The organism is Sphingobium sp. RAC03, from assembly GCF_001713415.1.
GTDB lineage: Bacteria > Pseudomonadota > Alphaproteobacteria > Sphingomonadales > Sphingomonadaceae > Sphingobium.
This window is the reverse complement of sequence record NZ_CP016453.1, coordinates 780,014-796,930: the sequence shown is the minus strand read 5'-3', so window position 1 is coordinate 796,930 and position 16,917 is coordinate 780,014. Positions and strand designations below refer to the sequence as shown.

Sequence of the window (16,917 nt, the reverse complement as noted above, 5' to 3'; positions counted from 1 at the left end):
TTCATGCGTCCGCTAATCCTGCATCCTGACCGTCTGTTCCCGACCGACCCGTCCGTCCGGCCGATTGCGCGCCGCCTCTATGAAGCCGTCGCGGGCCTGCCGATCATCAGCCCGCATGGCCATACCGACCCGCGCTGGTTCGCGCAAGATCAGCCCTTCGGCAATGCCAGCGAATTGCTGCTGACGCCCGACCATTATGTCTTTCGGATGCTCTACAGCCAGGGCATATCGCTCGACACGATCGGGCTGGTGCCCAAAGGCGGCGAGGGCACCTCTGTCGATCCGCGCGCGGCTTGGCGCATATTGGCGGAAAATTACACGCTGTTCCGCGGCACGCCCTCGCGCATGTGGCTCGACTGGGTCTTTGCCGAGGCTTTCGGCCTGACCGTCCAGCTCGAAGCGGCCAGCGCCGACCTCTATTATGACACCATTACAGATGCGCTGGCGACCGACGCCTTCCGCCCGCGCGCGCTCTATGACCGCTTCAATATCGAAGTGATCACGACCACGGAATCCCCACTCGACGATCTCGCCCATCATGCCGCAATCCTTGCCGAAAATGATCGCGCCGATGGCTGGAAGGGCAGGGTGCTGACCGCCTACCGGCCCGATCCCGTCATCGACCCGCAGTTTGACGGCTTTCGGGACAATCTGCGCAAACTGTCCGACCTGACCGGCGAAGATGCGTTCGACTATAAGGGCTATCTCGCCGCCCACCGCCAGCGTCGCGCCTTTTTCGCCAGCATGGGCGCGACCTCGACCGATCACGGCCATCCAACCGCCGCGACCGCGGATCTGACCGATGCAGAGGCGCAAGCGCTGTTCGCCCGCGTGACCGCCGATAGCGTGTCCGATGCCGACGCCGAACTGTTCCGCGCGCATATGCTGACCGTCATGGCCGGGATGAGCGTCGAGGACGGCATGGTGATGCAGATCCATCCCGGTGCCTATCGCAATCATAATGCGTCGCTCTTCACCCGCTTCGGCCGCGACAAGGGGGCCGACATTCCGATGGCGACCGAATATGTCCACGCCCTGCGCCCCTTGCTCAGCCGCTATGGCAATGAAACAAACCTCACCATCATCCTCTTCACGCTGGATGAAACCAGCTATGCACGCGAATTGGCACCGCTCGCGGGCCATTACCCCGCGCTCAAGCTCGGCCCGGCCTGGTGGTTCCATGACAGCCCCGAAGGCATGCGCCGGTTCCGCAACCAGATGACCGAGACCGCCGGCTTCTACAATACGGTCGGCTTCAACGACGATACCCGCGCCTTCCTGTCGATCCCGGCGCGCCACGATGTCGCGCGGCGGATCGACTGCGGTTTCCTCGCCCAATGGGTGGCGGAACATCGCATGGAGGAATGGGAGGCTGCCGAACTGGCGGTCGACCTCTCTTACACGCTGGCAAAGAAGGCGTATAAGCTGTGAGATTGTCGCAAGAGACCATCGCCGCACTGAACGCGAACGTCGAACGGCCGGGCTATGACCGCGCGGCCCAGGCCTGCGGCATCGTCCATTTCGGCATCGGCGCTTTTCACCGCGCGCATCAGGCGGTCTATACCGACGATGCCATGGCGGCGGGCGACCGCGATTGGGGCATCACCGGCGTATCGCTGCGATCGGGCGATGTCGCGGATCAGATGGAGCCGCAGGACGGCCTGTTCACCGTGTCGGAACGCGGCAGTGGCAGCCCGCATACCCGCCTGATCGGCACAGTGCAGCGCGTGATCGTCGCGCCGCGCGATCCCGCCGCCGTCGTCGCGGCGCTGGCCAGCAGCAGCACGCACATCGTCAGCTTCACCGTGACGGAAAAGGGCTATTGCCGAACACCGGCTGGCCAGCTTGATCTGGCCATGCTCGAACCGGAACTGGTGAAGGGCGCAACCCCCAGCAGCATCTACGGCTTCCTCGCCGCCGGGCTGGCGCGTCGACGCGCGGCCGGCATCGCGGGCCTGACGCTGGTCAGCTGCGATAATCTCGCGGAAAATGGCACGGTCCTGTCGGGCCTGCTCAACGCCTATCTCGATCGCGTCGATCCCGGCCTCGCCGCCTGGTTCCGCCGCGAATGCGCGTGCCCCTCCACCATGGTCGATCGCATCGTGCCCGCCGTCACCGATGCCGACCGCCAGCAGATCGCCGACACCATCGGCATGGAGGACGCCGCCGCCGTCATCACCGAACCCTTCCGCCAATGGGTGATCGAGGATCGCTTTGCCGGACCGCGCCCTCGCTGGGAAGTCGGCGGGGCGCAACTGGTATCCGATGTGCGTCAGCATGAAGCCGCCAAGCTGCGGATGCTCAACGGCGCCCACTCCGCGCTCGCCTATCTCGGCCTCGCCCAGGGCCATGACTTCGTGCATCAGGCGATCGCCGATCCGACCCTGCGCCCCTTGATCGAACGGCTCATGCGCGACGAAGCGGGCGTCAGCCTCGGCAGCGATCCCGGTCTCGACATCGACGCCTATTCCGCGCAACTGCTCGCGCGATTCGCCAATCCGGCCCTGCCGCACCGCCTCGCCCAGATCGCCATCGACGGGTCGCAGAAAATCCCGCAACGCTGGCTGGAACCACTCGCGATCAACTTGGCCGCAGGCCGCGCCTGCCCCGCAACATTGAAAGCCTTGGCCGCCTGGATGCTCCACGTCCGCGGCGACGCGCGGCCGGTGGATGATCCTATGGCCGCGCAGCTTGCCGCCCTATGGCAATCGGCGGGAACCGACGGCATCGTCACCGCCTTGTTCGGCGAACAGGGACTGTTCGCCGATCGCTGGACCGTCAACGACCAGAGCCGCGCTCTGCTCCAGACCGAAGTGGATCAGATGGCGGCGGCCTGATCCGCGGCTTCAGCAATCTCATAATGGATGGGCTTGAAACTGCCGCCATTGGAATCAGGCGCTGAACAGGCGGTGAGGCCAATGATCAGGTCCATCTCCGCCCGAAAGCGGATATGATCGCCTGCCTTGCTGACGGGCGGCAGCACGCGCAGCTTGCCGTCCGGCGCGACCGGCACGTTCATGAAACAATTGAACGCAACCGGAATCGTATCTGGCTCGATCCCATAGGGCGCAAGCGCCTCGGCCAGATTGCCGAAGCAACCGCGATGCGGCTCCAGGTCGGGATAGAAATGGTAGAACGTGTCGATCGAACAGGGCGTCAGCAGAAAGTCATGACGGCCCACCGTATCCGCGATGATGGTCAGCATCACCTGCGACCGATTGGAATAGAGCGCATGGCCGGTGGTCAGGCTGATTGTCTCGGCATAATCCAGCGTCCGCCCGGACGAGATGACCTCCCGCACATCGGCGGCATTATAGGCCAACAGGTCCGCCACCTGCTCGCCCTTGGGGTCAGTCACCGTCAACACGGCCCCACGCGGTAGCCGAAACGCCGCACCGCTCCGCTCGGCAATCACCTGCACGCCATCGGTCATGCTTTCTCTCCATGATATTCGAAGGGCGCGACCCATTGGTCACCCACCGCGCGCCCGGAATATTGCCGCGCCTCGCTATTCTCGCCGTGCCGCTCCAGCATCGGGTTGCGCGACCCGGCCAGCGCTTCGTCGCGCACCAATATCTTCTCGCGCATCGTCTCATATTTCCCTTCGGCGCGCAGTTGCTCGAACTGGTCGTGCAGGTTGAAGATCAACGTGGGATGTTTGAACCGGCGGGCCGGTCGGCTGGCGCGGGGATGCAGGCCGACGATGAAATAGGCTTCGCCCCCGAAACTCAGCGAAAAATGCGGATTGGTCGGATCGGCGCTGACCCGCTTGTCATAATCCTGGCCCCGCCACGCATCCTTGTCGCTCAGCGATTGCACCCGGTCCCACAAGGCGCTCTCGAACGCCTCCTCTGACATATCCTCCGGCCCTTCGAACACCGCCGCAAAGCTGCGGAACAGCCCCGGCTGGTCCTTATACGCGCTGGTAAAGCCCAGCAGCGCATCATGCACGCGCAAGTCGTCCCACGCGCTGTCAATGCGATTGCACGCCAGCGTCACAAGATTGCCCCGCGCCAGCGCAGCCTTCGCGCCGACGCAGGGGAAAGTCGGCGCCACGATATGATCCTGCAACTCGGCTTCGAGTTGTACTTGGGACTTATGGGTCCAGGGAAACATGCTGCATTCCGTTTCATTGTCTGCGTCGGGCGGAGCAGGCGCTCCCAACTGGGGCGACCCGCTTTCAACCGCTCGACTGTCCGTTTGTTTCGGCTGCGATAACGTCTCGACCCCAAAATTGGTCGCACCCGTCGCACGGGAATCGGACTGATACAGATTAGTGCGCCCCGCTTGGCGTCGCGTCCGGGTCTGGGCTGGGCTTGTCGGGATCGCGCCCGCGGCTCCGGTCGAGCAGCCGCATCGCCGGTGTCACGGTCAGCCCATGCAGCAGGATCGACAGCACAGCGACCAGCCCAACGATCGCCCATAGCCGCTCGCCCGTCTCCAACGGCATATGATTGAGCCCATAGGCCAGATAATAGAATGACCCGACGCCCCGAATGCCGAAAAAGGCCAAAGTCAGCTTCTCCGGCCATGCCGCGCGGAACCCGATCATCGCCAGTAGACCCGCCAGCGGCCGAACGATCAGGATGATGGCAAAGGCCGCCGCCACATCCGTCCACCGCAATGCGCTCAGCAACCCGTTGGCGAGCGCGCCGCCCAGCAGGATCAACACCACCATCATCGCCAACCGTTCGATCTGCTCGGTGATATTATGCATGGCATGGTTGAAATCATGGTCATGGTGCGACCGCCGCAGCGTCAACGCCGTGACGAAGACAGCCAGGAAGCCATAGACGTTGATGATTTCGGTCAACCCATAGGAGACGAAAGTGGCGGCAATGGCGATCAGGCCATCGCCCGTCTTCGATAATTTCGTTTCCGCCGGAACATGGTAGGTTAGCCAGCCAAAGATCTTGCCGATCACCCAGCCGCCCGCGACACCGCCGCCAATCTCCCATAACACACTTTCCAGCACCCATTTCTGCGCCCATGGCTCACCGGCCGACGCCGCCAGTCCAAGCGCCAACGCCAGATTGACGAAGGGAAAGGCCAGCCCGTCATTCAGCCCCGCTTCGGACGTCAGGCCGAACCGCACCTCATCTTCCTCGCCCGTCTTGGGCGGCCCCACCTGCACATCGGCGGCCAGCACGGGATCGGTCGGTGCCAGGCTCGCGCCCAGCAGCAGCGCGGCTACCCAGGGCAGGCCCAGTCCCCACCCGCCGATCGCGGTGATCGCCACGATGCTGATCGGCATGGTGACGATCAGCAATCGCCAGGTGACGCCCCAGCGCGGCCAACTGAACGACCGATCCAGCTTCAATCCCGCGCCCATCAGTGCGATGATGACGACGAACTCCGTAAACCGTTCGGTGATGTCGGGATAATCCAGCGGCATCGGCCGCAGCGTAACGGCGGGAATGGAGAAAACGGCCGCACCGATCCCAATGCAGATGATCGGCAATGACAGCGGCAGTTTCTTCAACGCCAGCGGCAGCCAGGCGACCAGGGCAATCAACACCCCCGCGCCAGTTAGCCAGAGGATATAGGGTTCGGGCGCGGAGAAATGGAGCATCGTTGCGTAACGGTCGGCGCGCCGAAGCGTTGCCTTTTCTGCTTAAATGGAACGACAGGCTTGGCGACTTGTTGGTTCGGGGACAAGCGCTTGGCGACCTGCAAGGAGCAGAATATGATATTTGATAGCTGGGCCGAATTGCTGCGCGTCGTGGCGCTTGGCGCGGCTGCCTATCTGGCGCTGGTCACGACTTTGCGTATCAGCGGCAAACGCACGCTGGCAAAGATGAATGCTTTCGATCTGGTCGTCACGGTTGCGCTAGGATCGACATTGGCGACGATCCTGCTGTCCAAGGATGTTGCCTTGGTCGAAGGCGTCGTCGCCTTCCTCCTCCTGGTGGGCCTGCAATATCTGATCGCCGCCTTGTCCGTGCGCTTTCCTTGGATCGAAAATCTCGCCAAATCCGAGCCAAGAGCCCTGCTGTACAATGGCGTGCCCGATGAGGCCGCCCTGCGGCAGGAGCGGGTGACGCAGGACGAATTGCTCTCGGCCATCCGGGCGGCTGGCTTTGGTGGCCTTGATCTGGTGGCTGCCGTCGTTCTGGAAACCGACGGCAGCTTCAGTGTCGTGTCCAGGGACAAGGTCGGTTCGCGATCGGCTATTCCGATGGTCAAGGGCGTTGCCACATGAGCGCGTCTGATCGTGGCGATCTGGCGCAGGATCGCACCGACTTCGCCGAAGACCGCACGCTGCTGGCGCATGAACGCAGCTTCGCCAGTTGGATCCGTACCGGCATGGCATCGGTGGGTATTGCGCTTGGCTTTCACGCGCTGTTCGACGCGGTCGATCCGGCCTGGGTGTCGAAGAGTATCGCATCGACGTTTCTGCTGATCGCGATTTTCATATTCATATCCGCCGAACGCCGCGCCTGTCGCATCAGGGGCCGACTGGATGCGCACAGCGTCGCCGCGCTGCGGCCAGTGCGCATCCGGCTGATGGCGTGGAGCCTGATTGCGGCGACGCTCGGATTGCTGGCAGCGATATGGGCGCTTGTCCGCGCCTGACCCTTATCTCTTTTTGCTGCCCACGCCTTTCATATAGCGTTCCATGCCCTCCAGATAGGCGGGGTTGAGCATCAGGGCGCTGTTCGCCATGCGCTCGACATGTCGCCCCATGGAGGGGCCGACCTCGGCCGCCAGTTCGATCGCGATCTTGGCTGCGCCCATCTGCTCGGCATTCTGCTTGGTCAGGTGGCGGCAGAAATTCAGCGCCGCTTCGTCAAACCCTTCGTCGGGCAACACGTCATGCACCAGCCCCATGACGAGGGCGCGGTCGGCATCCGCCTTCTGGTTGCCCATGATCAGCCAGCGCGCCCAGTGCGGCCCGCAGATGCGCGTCAGGCGGCTGACGCCATTGGAAGCGGGCAATACCCCGAACAAGCCTTCGGGAAAGGAAAAAGCAGCGGATTTCGCCGCCAGCCGGAAATCGCACGACAGCGCCATTTCCAGCCCGCCACCGACGCAGGTCGCATGAATGGCGCTGACGATCGGCTTTTCGATATGCTCCATCTCGTCATAGATGCGCTGCATCCCGTTGAGGTTGAGCCGATGATTTTCGCGGATGCCCGACGGCGTGCGCGGATAGTCCGGGTTGCCGCCGCTTTTCAAATCCGCGCCAGAACAGAAATAGCGCCCGGTCGCGCGAATCAGCATCACCCGCAATTCCGGCGTATCGCGAAAGCGCAACAGCGCTTGCTCGAACAGCGCCATCGTCTGCGCCGACAGGGCGTTGAGCTTATCCGGCCGGTTCAAAGTTACAATCAGGATGCCGTCCTGGTCCTGCGTCAGCAGATGCGGGGCGTCGCTCATATCGTCATCCTTCACGCGCGGGTACGCGGCAGGCCCAGCGCGCGCTCGGCGATCATGGAACGATGGACCTCGCTTGTCCCACCATAAATGGTCGCGCCCTGCGCGTGGCGGTAGAACATGTTGATCTCCGCCGCCGCCCCCTTGCGCTTGGACAGGGACAAGGGCGCAGTCAGGTCCAGCAAGTCGCGTGCATCGCTCTGGAACTTCTCGGAACTGAACATCTTGGCCATCGGTCCATAGGCCAGGTTCGGCTTCTTCTCCATGCTTGCCCAATTGGCGCGGAATGCGATCAGTTCGGACGCCCACAGATTGGCCGCGGTGCGCGCCAGCCGCGCCTGCGCCCCGGCGTCGGCGATCAACGGCTGGCCATCGTGCTGTATCTCCCGGCACAGCGTTTCGGCCGCATGCAGCATCGCGCGCTGATATTTGGCGAAACCGCCACCATGCTCCAGTTCCAGGCTTGCGCTCATCGTCCGCACCCCGCCGTCGACCGCGCCCAGCCGCCAGCTATCGGGTATCTTCACTCCGTCATAGAAGGTGATGTTGGTCCGCTCGTCCTGAAAAGTATGGACCGGCTGGATCGTCACGCCCTCGGCCTTCAGCGGCACGATGAACATGGTCAGCCCCTTATGCTTGGCCACGTCCGGGTTGGTCCGGCACAGCATCAGCACATAGGTCGACAGGTTCGCCCCGCTGGTGAACATCTTGGTCCCATCGATCCGCCAGCTACCATCGGCTTCCTGCGTCGCGCGGCACTGCGCGGCGAACACGTCGGACCCAGCGCCCGGCTCGGAATAGCCCAGCGAGCAGATGACTTCGCCGCGCATGATTTCGGGCAGGATCGCCGCCTTCAATTCCTCGCTGCCAAAGCGATGGACGATCAGCGCGACCATCTGCGTAACATTCGCAGCCGGATTATTATAACCCTCCGCTTCGAACGCATCCATCGCGGCGGTCTTTTCATAGGCGGAAAGCCCGCGCCCGCCGACATCCTGCGGCAAGCCCACATAGAGCAGATTCTGCGCCGCCAATTTGCGGTTGAGGACGGGGTTATAGCCCTCCCAGCTATAATGAAACGCCTCGCGCATTTCCGGCGTCACATGGGCGGCAAAGAAATCCTCTATCTCCTGGGTGATGGCGCGCGCGTCTTCGCCCAGATCGAAATTGACCGACATGTCGCCCGCATCAGGCAAGGCCGCCTGCTCGCCTGCATAGAGTCGTCGCCCGGCCTCGCCGATCAACCGCTGCGGATCGCCCAGCAACAAAGGCCAGGCCTTGGCGCGCAGGTTGAACAGGAAAATATCATATTCGGTGGTCAGGCCATAACCGCCAAATGTGTGCAGCGCCTGTGCCACCGCCCGGCCCGCCGCATCGCTGTTCCACCAGGCGGCAATGCTGATCGCCGCTCCCGCCTCCGGCGCGCCATCGGCAATGTCGCGGATCGCCTTCCACACCAGGAACTTGCCGCCGTCGACATCGCACAGCAAATCGGCGAGGGGGTGGGAAATCCCCTGAAATTGGCCGATATACTGATCGAACTGCTTGCGCTCGCACGCATAGGCCGCCGCCAGCTTCAACGCCTCGCGCCCGATCCCGGCTAGGCCAGCCGCGATCAGCAGTTTCCATTCCTCGATACCGCTGGCGAAGGTCGCAACGGCGTCCGCGCCGGACGCCAGCACGACCTGCGGCAAGGCGCCAAGGTCGATTTGTGCCATCGGCGTATCGGCCAAATTCTCCTCCGCCACGCGCGCGCCGTCCGGCACGTCGATCAGAAGGATGTCGTCACCCCGCCGCGCCACGACAGCCTGCACCACCTGACCTCCGCCGATCCACTGCACCGGTTGCGTAGCGATATCATGGAAGGCGATGCTCGCGACCGCTTCGCCCGCCATGACCCGGCCGAGCAGGTCGGTCGCCGCGTCGCCGCCCAGCAAAGCCAGCATCCGCGCCACCACCAGTGTTTCGGCCAGCGGCCCCGACACCAAGGTCCGGCCCGCTTCCTCCATCAAAATCACGGCATCGAACAGGCCGAGCCCCAGGCCGCCTGCTTCTTCCGGCACGCGGATCGACAAGGCGCCCAATTCCGCCAAACCCGTCCACAGCGCGGGATCGAAACCCGAAGGTGCCGCCGAGCGCACCCGCGCGATGCTGCTATGTTCGTCCAGAAAGCGCACGAACATGTCGCGCATCATTTCCTGGTCATCGGTCAGGTCGAAATTCATGGGACTATGCCTCTACTCTCAATCCTCCCCTGTAAGGGGAGGGGAACATGGTGGGCGTGTCTGCCCCCTAACCCTGCGCAGGCGCGGACCGGCGCATCATGACGCTCAGGTCCACTTGTCCGGTGGCGACCCCGCCCATGAAACCGCCATCGACCGGGAAAACGACGCCATTGACGATGCTCGCCAGATCGCTGTTGATCAGCACCAGCCCCGCCGCTTGCTCTTCCGGCGTCGAATAGCGCCCCATCGGCTCGGCGGCGGCGGCGACCACATCCTTGCCCGACGTCGCCTCGAACGCCGCCATCATCGGCGTCTGGGTGGGGGAGGGCAGGGTGCAGTTGATGCGGATACCCTGTTTGATCAAATGCGCGCCCATATACTGGGTCCACACGATCACATTCTCCTTGGAGAAGCTGTAGCCCTCCTTGACCGTGTCCATATTGGACTCGCACCAGGCGATCGCCGCGTCGAACCCCTTGGTGGTGACGAATTCCATATTGGTCGGAATCCGGCGGCTCCACCCCATCCCGCCGGTGGACGCGATGCTGACGATCGCGCCACCCGGTCCCATCAGCGGCAAGACCTGCTCGGTCAAATGACGCAGGCCGATGAAGTTCACCTTCATCACGTCCATCGCTGGAAAGGATTGCGGCAGTCCCGCACAGTTGAACAGCGCGTCCACCTTGCCGCCAATGCCTGCCACCGCCGCGTCGATCGAGGCCGGATCGCGCAGGTCGACATTGTGGAAAGACGCCAGCGGCAGCGCGCTGTCCTTATAGTCCAGCCCATGCACCTCCGCGCCGAGGCTCAGCAACAGTTTCGCGGTCGCTTCCCCCATGCCCGAAAAGCAGCCGGTCACGATCACGCGCTTGCCTTTGTAACCCAACAGGTCGCTCATCATACTCTCCGATTATATGGGAATGTCAGGCCTTGGCCGCCGGGGGCCAGCTGATGCGGCCATCCTCTTCTTCAACGACGATAATGCGTTCGGGGCAGGCCCTCGCGCCATTTCTGGCGGCCTTCTCCATGCCTTCGGGAACAGTGAAGCCCTCGGTTTGGATATAGCCGTCATCGTCCAGCGGATAGAGGGTTACGGACACGGCGGCACAGCGGGCATTGCCCACGCAACCGGCCTTTTCGATGCGGATCTTCATGCAGCCACTCCAGCGATACTTGTCTTCCTTAGAAAGGAGATTGGGAGACCGATCAACATGTCCAACCGCTCAATCGCCGCCACGATACGCAAGGGAGGCGTCCCAGCCAGCAATCGTCGGAGCGGTATATGGACCGGGGCTGCGCGACGCATTTGCCTTTATGCTCCATGCGCGCGAAACCGGGATAAATGATAAACAGATTTGCCGGAGACTTGCATGGATCACGCCCTCAGCCCCGCCGCACCGAAACCCGCCCATGTGCCCGACGCACTAGTCTATGATTTCGACATCCATGCCGATCCCGGCCTGCTCGACGATCCGCATGTCCGCATCATGGACCTGCTGCGCAACGCGCCGCCGGTATTCTGGACCCCGCGCAATGGCGGCGGCTGGATGATATTGACGCATGCCGCCAATTATGAGGCGTCACGCGATACCGAAGCCTTCTCCAGCGAATTTGTGCCGCAGGACAAGATGAAGGCGATGCTCGCCTCGCTGCCGCCTGGCGCGCCGCATATTCCCCAGCCGATCCCGATCACGCTCGATCCGCCCGAACACACCAAATATCGCCAGCCGCTGCAAAAAGTCTTTTCGCCCAAGACCATCTCGGCGCTGCGCGACAGCATCCGCGAGCTGGCCGGCGACCTGATCGAGGCGATCAAGCCTGATGGCCGCTGCGAATTCATGAGCGCGGTGGCTGAACCTTTGCCGGTACAGGTGTTCCTCAAGATGCTCGGCCTGCCGCTCGATCGGCTGCCCGAATATCGCGCCATCGTGAAGGAGCATATGGAAGCGATCGACGGCGATCGCGAAGGCTCGATGCGTCGCCTTCAAACGATCGCGGCGGCCATGCGCGACACGTTGCTGGACCGGCGCGACAATCCGCGCGACGACATCATCTCCATGCTCTGGAAGCTGGAAATTGATGGCCAGCCGACGACGCTCGCCGACATGGAAAATTACGGCGTGCTGCTCTTCATTGCCGGGCTCGACACGGTGATGAACGGCATGGGCCTCGCCATGCGCGGTCTGGCCGTGGACACCGATCTTCAGCGCAAGCTGCGCGCCGAACCCAAGCTGATCGCCGAAGCGGCTGAAGAAATGCTGCGCCGCTACACCTTCACCGTGCCGATGCGGGTCGTGAAGCGCCCCGTCGAACTGTCCGGGGCCAAGATGATGCCCGGCGACATGGTCAAATTGTTCCTGCCTGCCGCCGATCTAGACGCAAAGGAATTTCCGCAGCCCGACGTCTATGATCTCGATCGCGAAAACAACGTCCACATCGCCTTTGGCGTCGGCCCGCATCGCTGCCTCGGCTCGCATCTCGCGCGTGTCGAGCTGCAGGTTCTCTATGAGGAAATGTTGGCACGCATGCCCGAATTCCGGCTCGATCCCGATCATCCGCCGGTCTTCCATGGCGGCCATGTCATCGGCATCGAAAGCATGCACCTGGTCTGGGACGTCTGATCCATGGCCTGGCAGCGTTCGCGCCCGCGTCTCGACCGGGACAACCGCGCCTTCTGGACTGGCGGGGCGGAGGGGAAGCTGCACATCACCCGATGCGGTGACTGTGGCAACTATACCCATCCGCCACGCGAGCTGTGCCGCCATTGCCAGTCGGAAAATGTCGCGCCCCATGCGGTGGCGGGCACGGGCATCATCGACACCTACACTATCAATCACCAGGCCTGGGCCAAGGATATGGAGGTGCCCTTCGTCATCGCGCGGGTGAAGCTGGACGATGCGCCCGGCGTGTACCTCACCACCAATATCGTCGGCAGCCCGGTCGATGCGGTCGATATCGATGATCGCGTGCAGGTCGTGTTCGAGGAACAGGACGGCATCTGGTTCCCCCTGTTCGAAAAGGTCGCCTGACCATGGCGCAACGCGAAGCCTATATCAGCGGCATCGGCATGTCGGAGGTCGGGGTGCGCCTGACCCGCTCGCCGCTGCTGCTCACGGTCGATGCCGTGCGCGAAGCCATCGCCGACGCCGGGCTGACGCTCGATCAGATCGATGGCGTCGCCACCTATCCCGGCAAGATGCCGAGTTTCCTCGGCTTCTCGCCCGTCAGTTCGGACGACCTGATCGAAGTGCTGGGGCTGAAAACCCGTTGGCATATCGGTGCGGCGGAATCGACCGCGCAATTGGGGGCCATCATCGAAGCCGCCAATGCGGTGAAGGCAGGCCTCGCCCGCCACGTCCTCTGCTTCCGCACCGTTTATGAAGCCGCCGCGCTTGCCCGCCCGGAGGAGTTCCCGCCGATGGAACGGCGCAAGGATGTGTCGGGCAATTCCCAATGGGTCTCGCCCTTCGGTGCCTTCTCCGCCGCCAACTGGACCGCGCAGTTCGCGATGCGCCATATGAAACGCTATGGCCTCACCCGCGAGCAATTGGCGCAGGTTGCTTTGAACGATCATGCCAATGCCACGCTCAACCCGCGCGCGCTGGTCAAAAAGCCGCTAACGATGGACGATTATATGTCCGCCCGGATGATCAGTTCGCCCTTCTGCCTCTATGATTGCGACCGCTTCACCGATGCCTCGACCGTGGTGATCGTCTCGGCGGGCGACGCGCTTGGCGACGTGAAGGCGACACCCATCCGCATCGCCGCGAGCGCGGGTTCGGTCGAACGCTATAGCTGGGACCAGGCCGAATGGGCGGGCGCCTATGCCACCGGGCGCGACCTGTGGAAGAACACGGACTACACGGTGGACGATGTCGATACCGTCCAGCTCTATGACGGCTTCGCTTTCCAGCCCATCACCTGGCTCGAAGGGCTGGGCTTTTGTCCCATCGGCGAAGGCGGTCAATTCCTCGAAGGCGGCACCCGCATCGCCCGTGATGGCGCGCTGCCGATGAATACCGGTGGCGGCCAGCTTGGCTGGGGCCGGCTCCACGGCTTCGGCTTCGCCTATGAATCGGTCGTCCAATTGCGTGGGGAGGGCGGCGCACGCCAGATCGGCGGCGATCCCCGCGTCGCCATCGCCACGTCAGGCGGCGGCCCCATGGCGGCGGCGCTGCTGCTGGCCAAGGACTAGCCTGTCATGGACAGTGCTACGCTCGACGCGCTGCCGGGCTTCCGGCGGCGTTTCCGCGTCACGCCTTCTGAGGGGGCGGTCATCGCCGCAGTCGAGGATGACTATCATTGCATGGCCGTCACCCTGCGCCATGACGGCACGCACGTCACTGGCGTCGACTCCCTCATGGAGCGCGTACCCTGGACCACTTGTCCCGGCGCGCCTGCTGTGCTGGCCGCGACCTTCACCGGTGTCGCACTGGTGGATGTCGCGGCGCGGGGAGAAAAAAAGGCCAATTGCACCCATTTGCACGATCTGGCCGTACTGGCCGCCGCCCATGCGGCGGACGATGAACCGATCCTCTACGACATCGTCGCTTGCGACCCCGTCGATGGCCTGGCGGTCGCGGAAATCCGGCGCGACGGCGCGCTACTGCTCAGGCTAACGCATCGCCAGCATATCCTGGAAGCCCCGGCCGCCATCGCCGGCCAATCGCTCCTGAAATTGCGCCCCTGGATCGACAGCCTCGAAGACCCGCAGCGCGAAGCCGCCCGCCTGCTGCAATGGGGCACGATCCTCGCCAATGGCCGCCTGATTCCTATGGAGCGGCAATCCACCGCGACGAAGGTGCCGCCCAACTGCTTCACCTTCCAGCCGGACAATGCCGTTCACGCCCGCCGCGTCGGCCAGGTCATCGATTTCAGCGGTGCGTCGCCGACCCCGCTCGACCATTTCGATGGTCACGCCTTCCACCCGCGATAGACGAAAAAAAGGGGCGCGCCGGAGAGGGAAGGCGCGCCCCATATCGTCCCTTCGCTATCAGAAGGGCAGGTTGTAGAGGCCTGTCGCGTTGGTCTGCAGGACCTTCTTCTTGACCTCGAAATCATAGCCGCCCAGCACGTCGATGACATGCGCCTGCACGCCGGGATAGAGCGAGGTGGGATGCGGGAAATCGGTTTCGAACATCACCTTGTCCACGCCGATGGTTTCCAGCAGCAGCTTGGGACCGACCTTCTCGAACCAGAAGGTGACCCAGAAATGGTCGCGGAAATATTCCCACGGCCGCTTATGCAGCATATTGGCCTTGCTCGGCAGCATCTCGTTGAACTGATGCTCCAGCGCCTCGATCGCGAAGGGCAGCCAGCCCATGCCGCTTTCGATAAGGCCGATCTTGAGCTTGGGATGGCGATCGAGCCGGCCCGACACCATCCAATTGCCCAGCGTCGCGGCATTGCCGATCGAGAACATCGTCGCCACCACCGACAGCGTCTGCTCGAAGCCGAACCCGTCCCAGGTCAGCGTATTGGGGTCGACCGCACTGTTGAGGTGGAAATTGAGCGGCATGCCGGTCGCTTCGCACATCTCCAGGAACGGGGTCCAATAATCGTGCATGAAGCTCGGCACGCCGACACGTTCGGGCGTATCGGGCAGGACAAAGCCCTTGATCCCCATGTCGTAGCAACGCCGCGCCTCGGTCTCCAACGCCTTCTGGTCCCAGAAGGGCAGGTGGCCCATGTTGAAGATGCGGTTGCCCGACACCTGCTGATATTCGGCCGATGCATCATTATACATTTGCACGATGGCGAGCGCGAGGTCGGGGTCACCCAGCGACATCAACGACCCGGCTTGGGTCACGCCCGAATTCTGGAAGCCGATCTGGGCATAGACGCCCATATCGTCCATCGCCTGCAACCGTTCCTTGATCAGGTGGCCGCCCGGATGCGCCTGCTCCAGCTTGGGGAAAGCAAGCCGCCCCAACAGCTTGTTATTGTCGGCGCGAATGACGTTGCCACCCATCGATCCGAAATTGCGGTCACCGACATACCAGCGTTCGACGCCGTCGGCGTCCTGCTTCACATAGGGCACCTTGCCCTTATATTTGGCCGGCGCGCGCGAGGTGAACAGGTCGGGTGCTTCGGTGATATGCGTGTCGGTGTCGACGATCTTGATGCCAGCCAGCGATGGGTCCAACCCGCCCGATTGTGTGGCATAATCCACCTCGCGGATCACGCCGCCTTCGGTATAGCCTTCGGCCGACCAATATTTCTTGGCGGCCTGCGCCATTTCGCTGTCGGTCTTGTCCTTCACATCAGCCATGCTTCATCTCCATCGGCTGGCGGCTGCCATCGAACAGCGGGGAAACGGGCGCGGGCGCCGGTTCCTCCACGCAGCGACGCACCGCTTCATTCAGTGTCCGCAACAGGCTGTCGGCATCGATCTGGTCCGATGGCTCGTAGACGAAACCAATGGCCAGCGGCTGGCTTTCGGGCATGTTGGGCAGCAGCACGGCCGTTACATCCGCGATCGACCCGAAGCCGACCTTGCCACTGGCAAAGCCCTGCTCCCGGCATGACAGCACCTGTGCGCTCATGTCGGCGGGTATGAACTTGCGATCGGGCGTGGCTTCCGCATTCAGGCGGCGGATCATGCCGTCGCGCCGCGGCTGCGGAACGGTCGAGAGCATCAGCCATCCCGCCGCGCTGTCGGACAGATGATCCTGCTGGCCGCCGCAGAAACCGGCGGCTCCGGCGGTGCGGAAGGTGCGCGTGCCGGCCCGCCAGTTGAACACCTGGACCTTCAGGCCCACCATGCCGAACACCGCAACGCCCAGGCCCGTCTGCGCCGACAGGCGATCGATCAGCCCGGTCAGCACGCCATCGCGCACCAGCTTGGGCTGCACGGCGGCCCCCAGCATCGCGGCGCGGGGCGTGGGCGAATAGGAACGCGAGCAGGGATCTTTGTGCAAAAGGCCAAGGTCAACCAGGCTCGACAGCAATTCCGACGTGCTGGACTGAGGCCGGTCGAAACGACGGACGATGTCCATCACCGTAGCCTGCGGATGATCTTCATCGAAGAATTCCAGCACTTCGATGACGCGCTTGGCGATCTTTGCCTTGTTGGACTCTATTTGAGCCATGGTCCTCTCCTTCGGTTTATGAACACAGTTGTTCACTACCGGGGCAGGCCTGTCAATTAAAAATGAGATACTCTCGTTTATTTTGCCCAATTGGGCAGGTGGAAGCAGCCAGAAATCCTCACAACCATCTGAATTATTACTATAAAAATAGACGTTCCGTACAGGTTTCCAGAGCAATGGAGCTGCCGGTCACCGTTCGGTTCCGAAGAAAAATGCACAGCAAC

17 protein-coding genes are annotated in these 16,917 nt (G+C 63.0%); 8 read left to right on the top strand and 9 right to left on the bottom strand.

The annotated features are described in order from the left end of the window. Positions 1-3 precede the first annotated feature (3 nt). Positions 4-1,431: a glucuronate isomerase gene (gene uxaC, locus BSY17_RS03635; RefSeq protein WP_069064364.1), complete on the top strand. Its 1,428-nt coding sequence runs from the start codon at positions 4-6 to the stop codon at positions 1,429-1,431. Then, positions 1,428-2,837: a mannitol dehydrogenase family protein gene (locus tag BSY17_RS03630; RefSeq protein ID WP_069064363.1), complete on the top strand. Its 1,410-nt coding sequence runs from the start codon at positions 1,428-1,430 to the stop codon at positions 2,835-2,837. Before uxaC ends, BSY17_RS03630 begins: the two co-directional genes overlap by 4 nt. Here the strand turns inward: BSY17_RS03630 and BSY17_RS03625 are convergent. From BSY17_RS03625 to BSY17_RS03615, 3 genes are all read right to left on the bottom strand, one after another. Continuing rightward, complete coding sequence (locus tag BSY17_RS03625) at positions 2,819-3,433, bottom strand: DUF1989 domain-containing protein (protein WP_037473544.1); 615 nt, start codon at positions 3,431-3,433, stop codon at positions 2,819-2,821. The two genes, BSY17_RS03630 and BSY17_RS03625, sit on opposite strands and share 19 nt — an antisense overlap. Beyond that, positions 3,430-4,116: a guanitoxin biosynthesis heme-dependent pre-guanitoxin N-hydroxylase GntA gene (gntA, locus tag BSY17_RS03620; protein WP_069064362.1), complete on the bottom strand. Its 687-nt coding sequence runs from the start codon at positions 4,114-4,116 to the stop codon at positions 3,430-3,432. The genes BSY17_RS03625 and gntA overlap by 4 nt, the downstream gene beginning before the upstream one ends. 157 nt (positions 4,117-4,273) lie before the next feature. Next, positions 4,274-5,572 carry a cation:proton antiporter gene (locus tag BSY17_RS03615; RefSeq protein WP_069064361.1) on the bottom strand — a complete coding sequence of 433 codons (1,299 nt, stop codon included), beginning with the start codon at positions 5,570-5,572 and terminating at the stop codon, positions 4,274-4,276. 114 nt (positions 5,573-5,686) lie between these two features. On the opposite strand from BSY17_RS03615, the gene BSY17_RS03610 reads away from it, so the two are divergent. After that, entirely contained in the window at positions 5,687-6,202 is a 516-nt protein-coding gene (locus BSY17_RS03610; protein WP_069064516.1) for a DUF421 domain-containing protein, read from the top strand. Continuing rightward, positions 6,199-6,576 carry a DUF202 domain-containing protein gene (locus tag BSY17_RS03605; RefSeq protein ID WP_069064360.1) on the top strand — a complete coding sequence of 126 codons (378 nt, stop codon included), beginning with the start codon at positions 6,199-6,201 and terminating at the stop codon, positions 6,574-6,576. The genes BSY17_RS03610 and BSY17_RS03605 overlap by 4 nt, the downstream gene beginning before the upstream one ends. A gap of 3 nt (positions 6,577-6,579) precedes the next feature. Here the strand turns inward: BSY17_RS03605 and BSY17_RS03600 are convergent, their stop codons facing one another. From BSY17_RS03600 to BSY17_RS03585, 4 genes are all read right to left on the bottom strand, one after another. Continuing rightward, on the bottom strand, positions 6,580-7,380 hold the full coding sequence (locus tag BSY17_RS03600; RefSeq protein ID WP_069064515.1) for an enoyl-CoA hydratase/isomerase family protein: 801 nt from the start codon (positions 7,378-7,380) through the stop codon (positions 6,580-6,582). Positions 7,381-7,391: 11 nt separating this feature from the next. Then, on the bottom strand, positions 7,392-9,602 hold the full coding sequence (locus tag BSY17_RS03595) for an acyl-CoA dehydrogenase (protein ID WP_069064359.1): 2,211 nt from the start codon (positions 9,600-9,602) through the stop codon (positions 7,392-7,394). A gap of 67 nt (positions 9,603-9,669) precedes the next feature. Further along, positions 9,670-10,500 carry a coniferyl-alcohol dehydrogenase gene (locus tag BSY17_RS03590; protein ID WP_069064358.1) on the bottom strand — a complete coding sequence of 277 codons (831 nt, stop codon included), beginning with the start codon at positions 10,498-10,500 and terminating at the stop codon, positions 9,670-9,672. Between the two features lie 25 nt (positions 10,501-10,525). Next, positions 10,526-10,756: a ferredoxin gene (locus tag BSY17_RS03585; RefSeq protein ID WP_069064357.1), complete on the bottom strand. Its 231-nt coding sequence runs from the start codon at positions 10,754-10,756 to the stop codon at positions 10,526-10,528. Positions 10,757-10,972: 216 nt separating this feature from the next. On the opposite strand from BSY17_RS03585, the gene BSY17_RS03580 reads away from it, so the two are divergent. Genes BSY17_RS03580 through BSY17_RS03565 form a run of 4 tightly spaced genes read left to right on the top strand, consistent with a single transcriptional unit; the run spans position 10,973 to position 14,538 of the window. Next, positions 10,973-12,223, top strand: a complete 1,251-nt coding sequence (locus tag BSY17_RS03580) for a cytochrome P450 (RefSeq protein ID WP_037476717.1) — start codon at positions 10,973-10,975, stop codon at positions 12,221-12,223. Between the two features lie 3 nt (positions 12,224-12,226). Beyond that, positions 12,227-12,631, top strand: a complete 405-nt coding sequence (locus tag BSY17_RS03575; RefSeq protein ID WP_037476718.1) for a Zn-ribbon domain-containing OB-fold protein — start codon at positions 12,227-12,229, stop codon at positions 12,629-12,631. After that, complete coding sequence (locus tag BSY17_RS03570) at positions 12,628-13,797, top strand: thiolase family protein (protein ID WP_069064356.1); 1,170 nt, start codon at positions 12,628-12,630, stop codon at positions 13,795-13,797. Before BSY17_RS03575 ends, BSY17_RS03570 begins: the two co-directional genes overlap by 4 nt. Positions 13,798-13,803: 6 nt before the next feature. Next, a complete protein-coding gene (locus BSY17_RS03565; protein WP_037476720.1) occupies positions 13,804-14,538 on the top strand; it encodes a DUF2889 domain-containing protein in 735 nt (244 codons plus the stop codon). Between the two features lie 57 nt (positions 14,539-14,595). Here BSY17_RS03565 and BSY17_RS03560 read toward each other — a convergent pair whose 3' ends face one another. Both BSY17_RS03560 and BSY17_RS03555 read right to left on the bottom strand, forming a co-directional pair. Next, positions 14,596-15,873: an amidohydrolase family protein gene (locus tag BSY17_RS03560; protein WP_037476721.1), complete on the bottom strand. Its 1,278-nt coding sequence runs from the start codon at positions 15,871-15,873 to the stop codon at positions 14,596-14,598. Next, complete coding sequence (locus BSY17_RS03555) at positions 15,866-16,693, bottom strand: helix-turn-helix domain-containing protein (protein WP_052027718.1); 828 nt, start codon at positions 16,691-16,693, stop codon at positions 15,866-15,868. The genes BSY17_RS03560 and BSY17_RS03555 overlap by 8 nt, the downstream gene beginning before the upstream one ends. Positions 16,694-16,917 lie beyond the last annotated feature (224 nt).

What these genes read in the sequence shown, in the direction of transcription:
- BSY17_RS03590 (WP_069064358.1), bottom strand. Translation starts at nt 10,500, where the DNA reads ATGAGCGACCTGTTGGGTTACAAAGGCAAGCGCGTGATCGTGACCGGC.
- BSY17_RS03565 (WP_037476720.1), top strand. Translation starts at nt 13,804, where the DNA reads ATGGACAGTGCTACGCTCGACGCGCTGCCGGGCTTCCGGCGGCGTTTC.
- BSY17_RS03605 (WP_069064360.1), top strand. Translation starts at nt 6,199, where the DNA reads ATGAGCGCGTCTGATCGTGGCGATCTGGCGCAGGATCGCACCGACTTC.
- BSY17_RS03555 (WP_052027718.1), bottom strand. Translation starts at nt 16,693, where the DNA reads ATGGCTCAAATAGAGTCCAACAAGGCAAAGATCGCCAAGCGCGTCATC.
- BSY17_RS03600 (WP_069064515.1), bottom strand. Translation starts at nt 7,380, where the DNA reads ATGAGCGACGCCCCGCATCTGCTGACGCAGGACCAGGACGGCATCCTG.
- BSY17_RS03575 (WP_037476718.1), top strand. Translation starts at nt 12,227, where the DNA reads ATGGCCTGGCAGCGTTCGCGCCCGCGTCTCGACCGGGACAACCGCGCC.
- BSY17_RS03560 (WP_037476721.1), bottom strand. Translation starts at nt 15,873, where the DNA reads ATGGCTGATGTGAAGGACAAGACCGACAGCGAAATGGCGCAGGCCGCC.
- BSY17_RS03625 (WP_037473544.1), bottom strand. Translation starts at nt 3,433, where the DNA reads ATGACCGATGGCGTGCAGGTGATTGCCGAGCGGAGCGGTGCGGCGTTT.
- BSY17_RS03585 (WP_069064357.1), bottom strand. Translation starts at nt 10,756, where the DNA reads ATGAAGATCCGCATCGAAAAGGCCGGTTGCGTGGGCAATGCCCGCTGT.
- BSY17_RS03615 (WP_069064361.1), bottom strand. Translation starts at nt 5,572, where the DNA reads ATGCTCCATTTCTCCGCGCCCGAACCCTATATCCTCTGGCTAACTGGC.
- gntA (WP_069064362.1), bottom strand. Translation starts at nt 4,116, where the DNA reads ATGTTTCCCTGGACCCATAAGTCCCAAGTACAACTCGAAGCCGAGTTG.
- BSY17_RS03595 (WP_069064359.1), bottom strand. Translation starts at nt 9,602, where the DNA reads ATGAATTTCGACCTGACCGATGACCAGGAAATGATGCGCGACATGTTC.
- BSY17_RS03610 (WP_069064516.1), top strand. Translation starts at nt 5,687, where the DNA reads ATGATATTTGATAGCTGGGCCGAATTGCTGCGCGTCGTGGCGCTTGGC.
- BSY17_RS03580 (WP_037476717.1), top strand. Translation starts at nt 10,973, where the DNA reads ATGGATCACGCCCTCAGCCCCGCCGCACCGAAACCCGCCCATGTGCCC.
- uxaC (WP_069064364.1), top strand. Translation starts at nt 4, where the DNA reads ATGCGTCCGCTAATCCTGCATCCTGACCGTCTGTTCCCGACCGACCCG.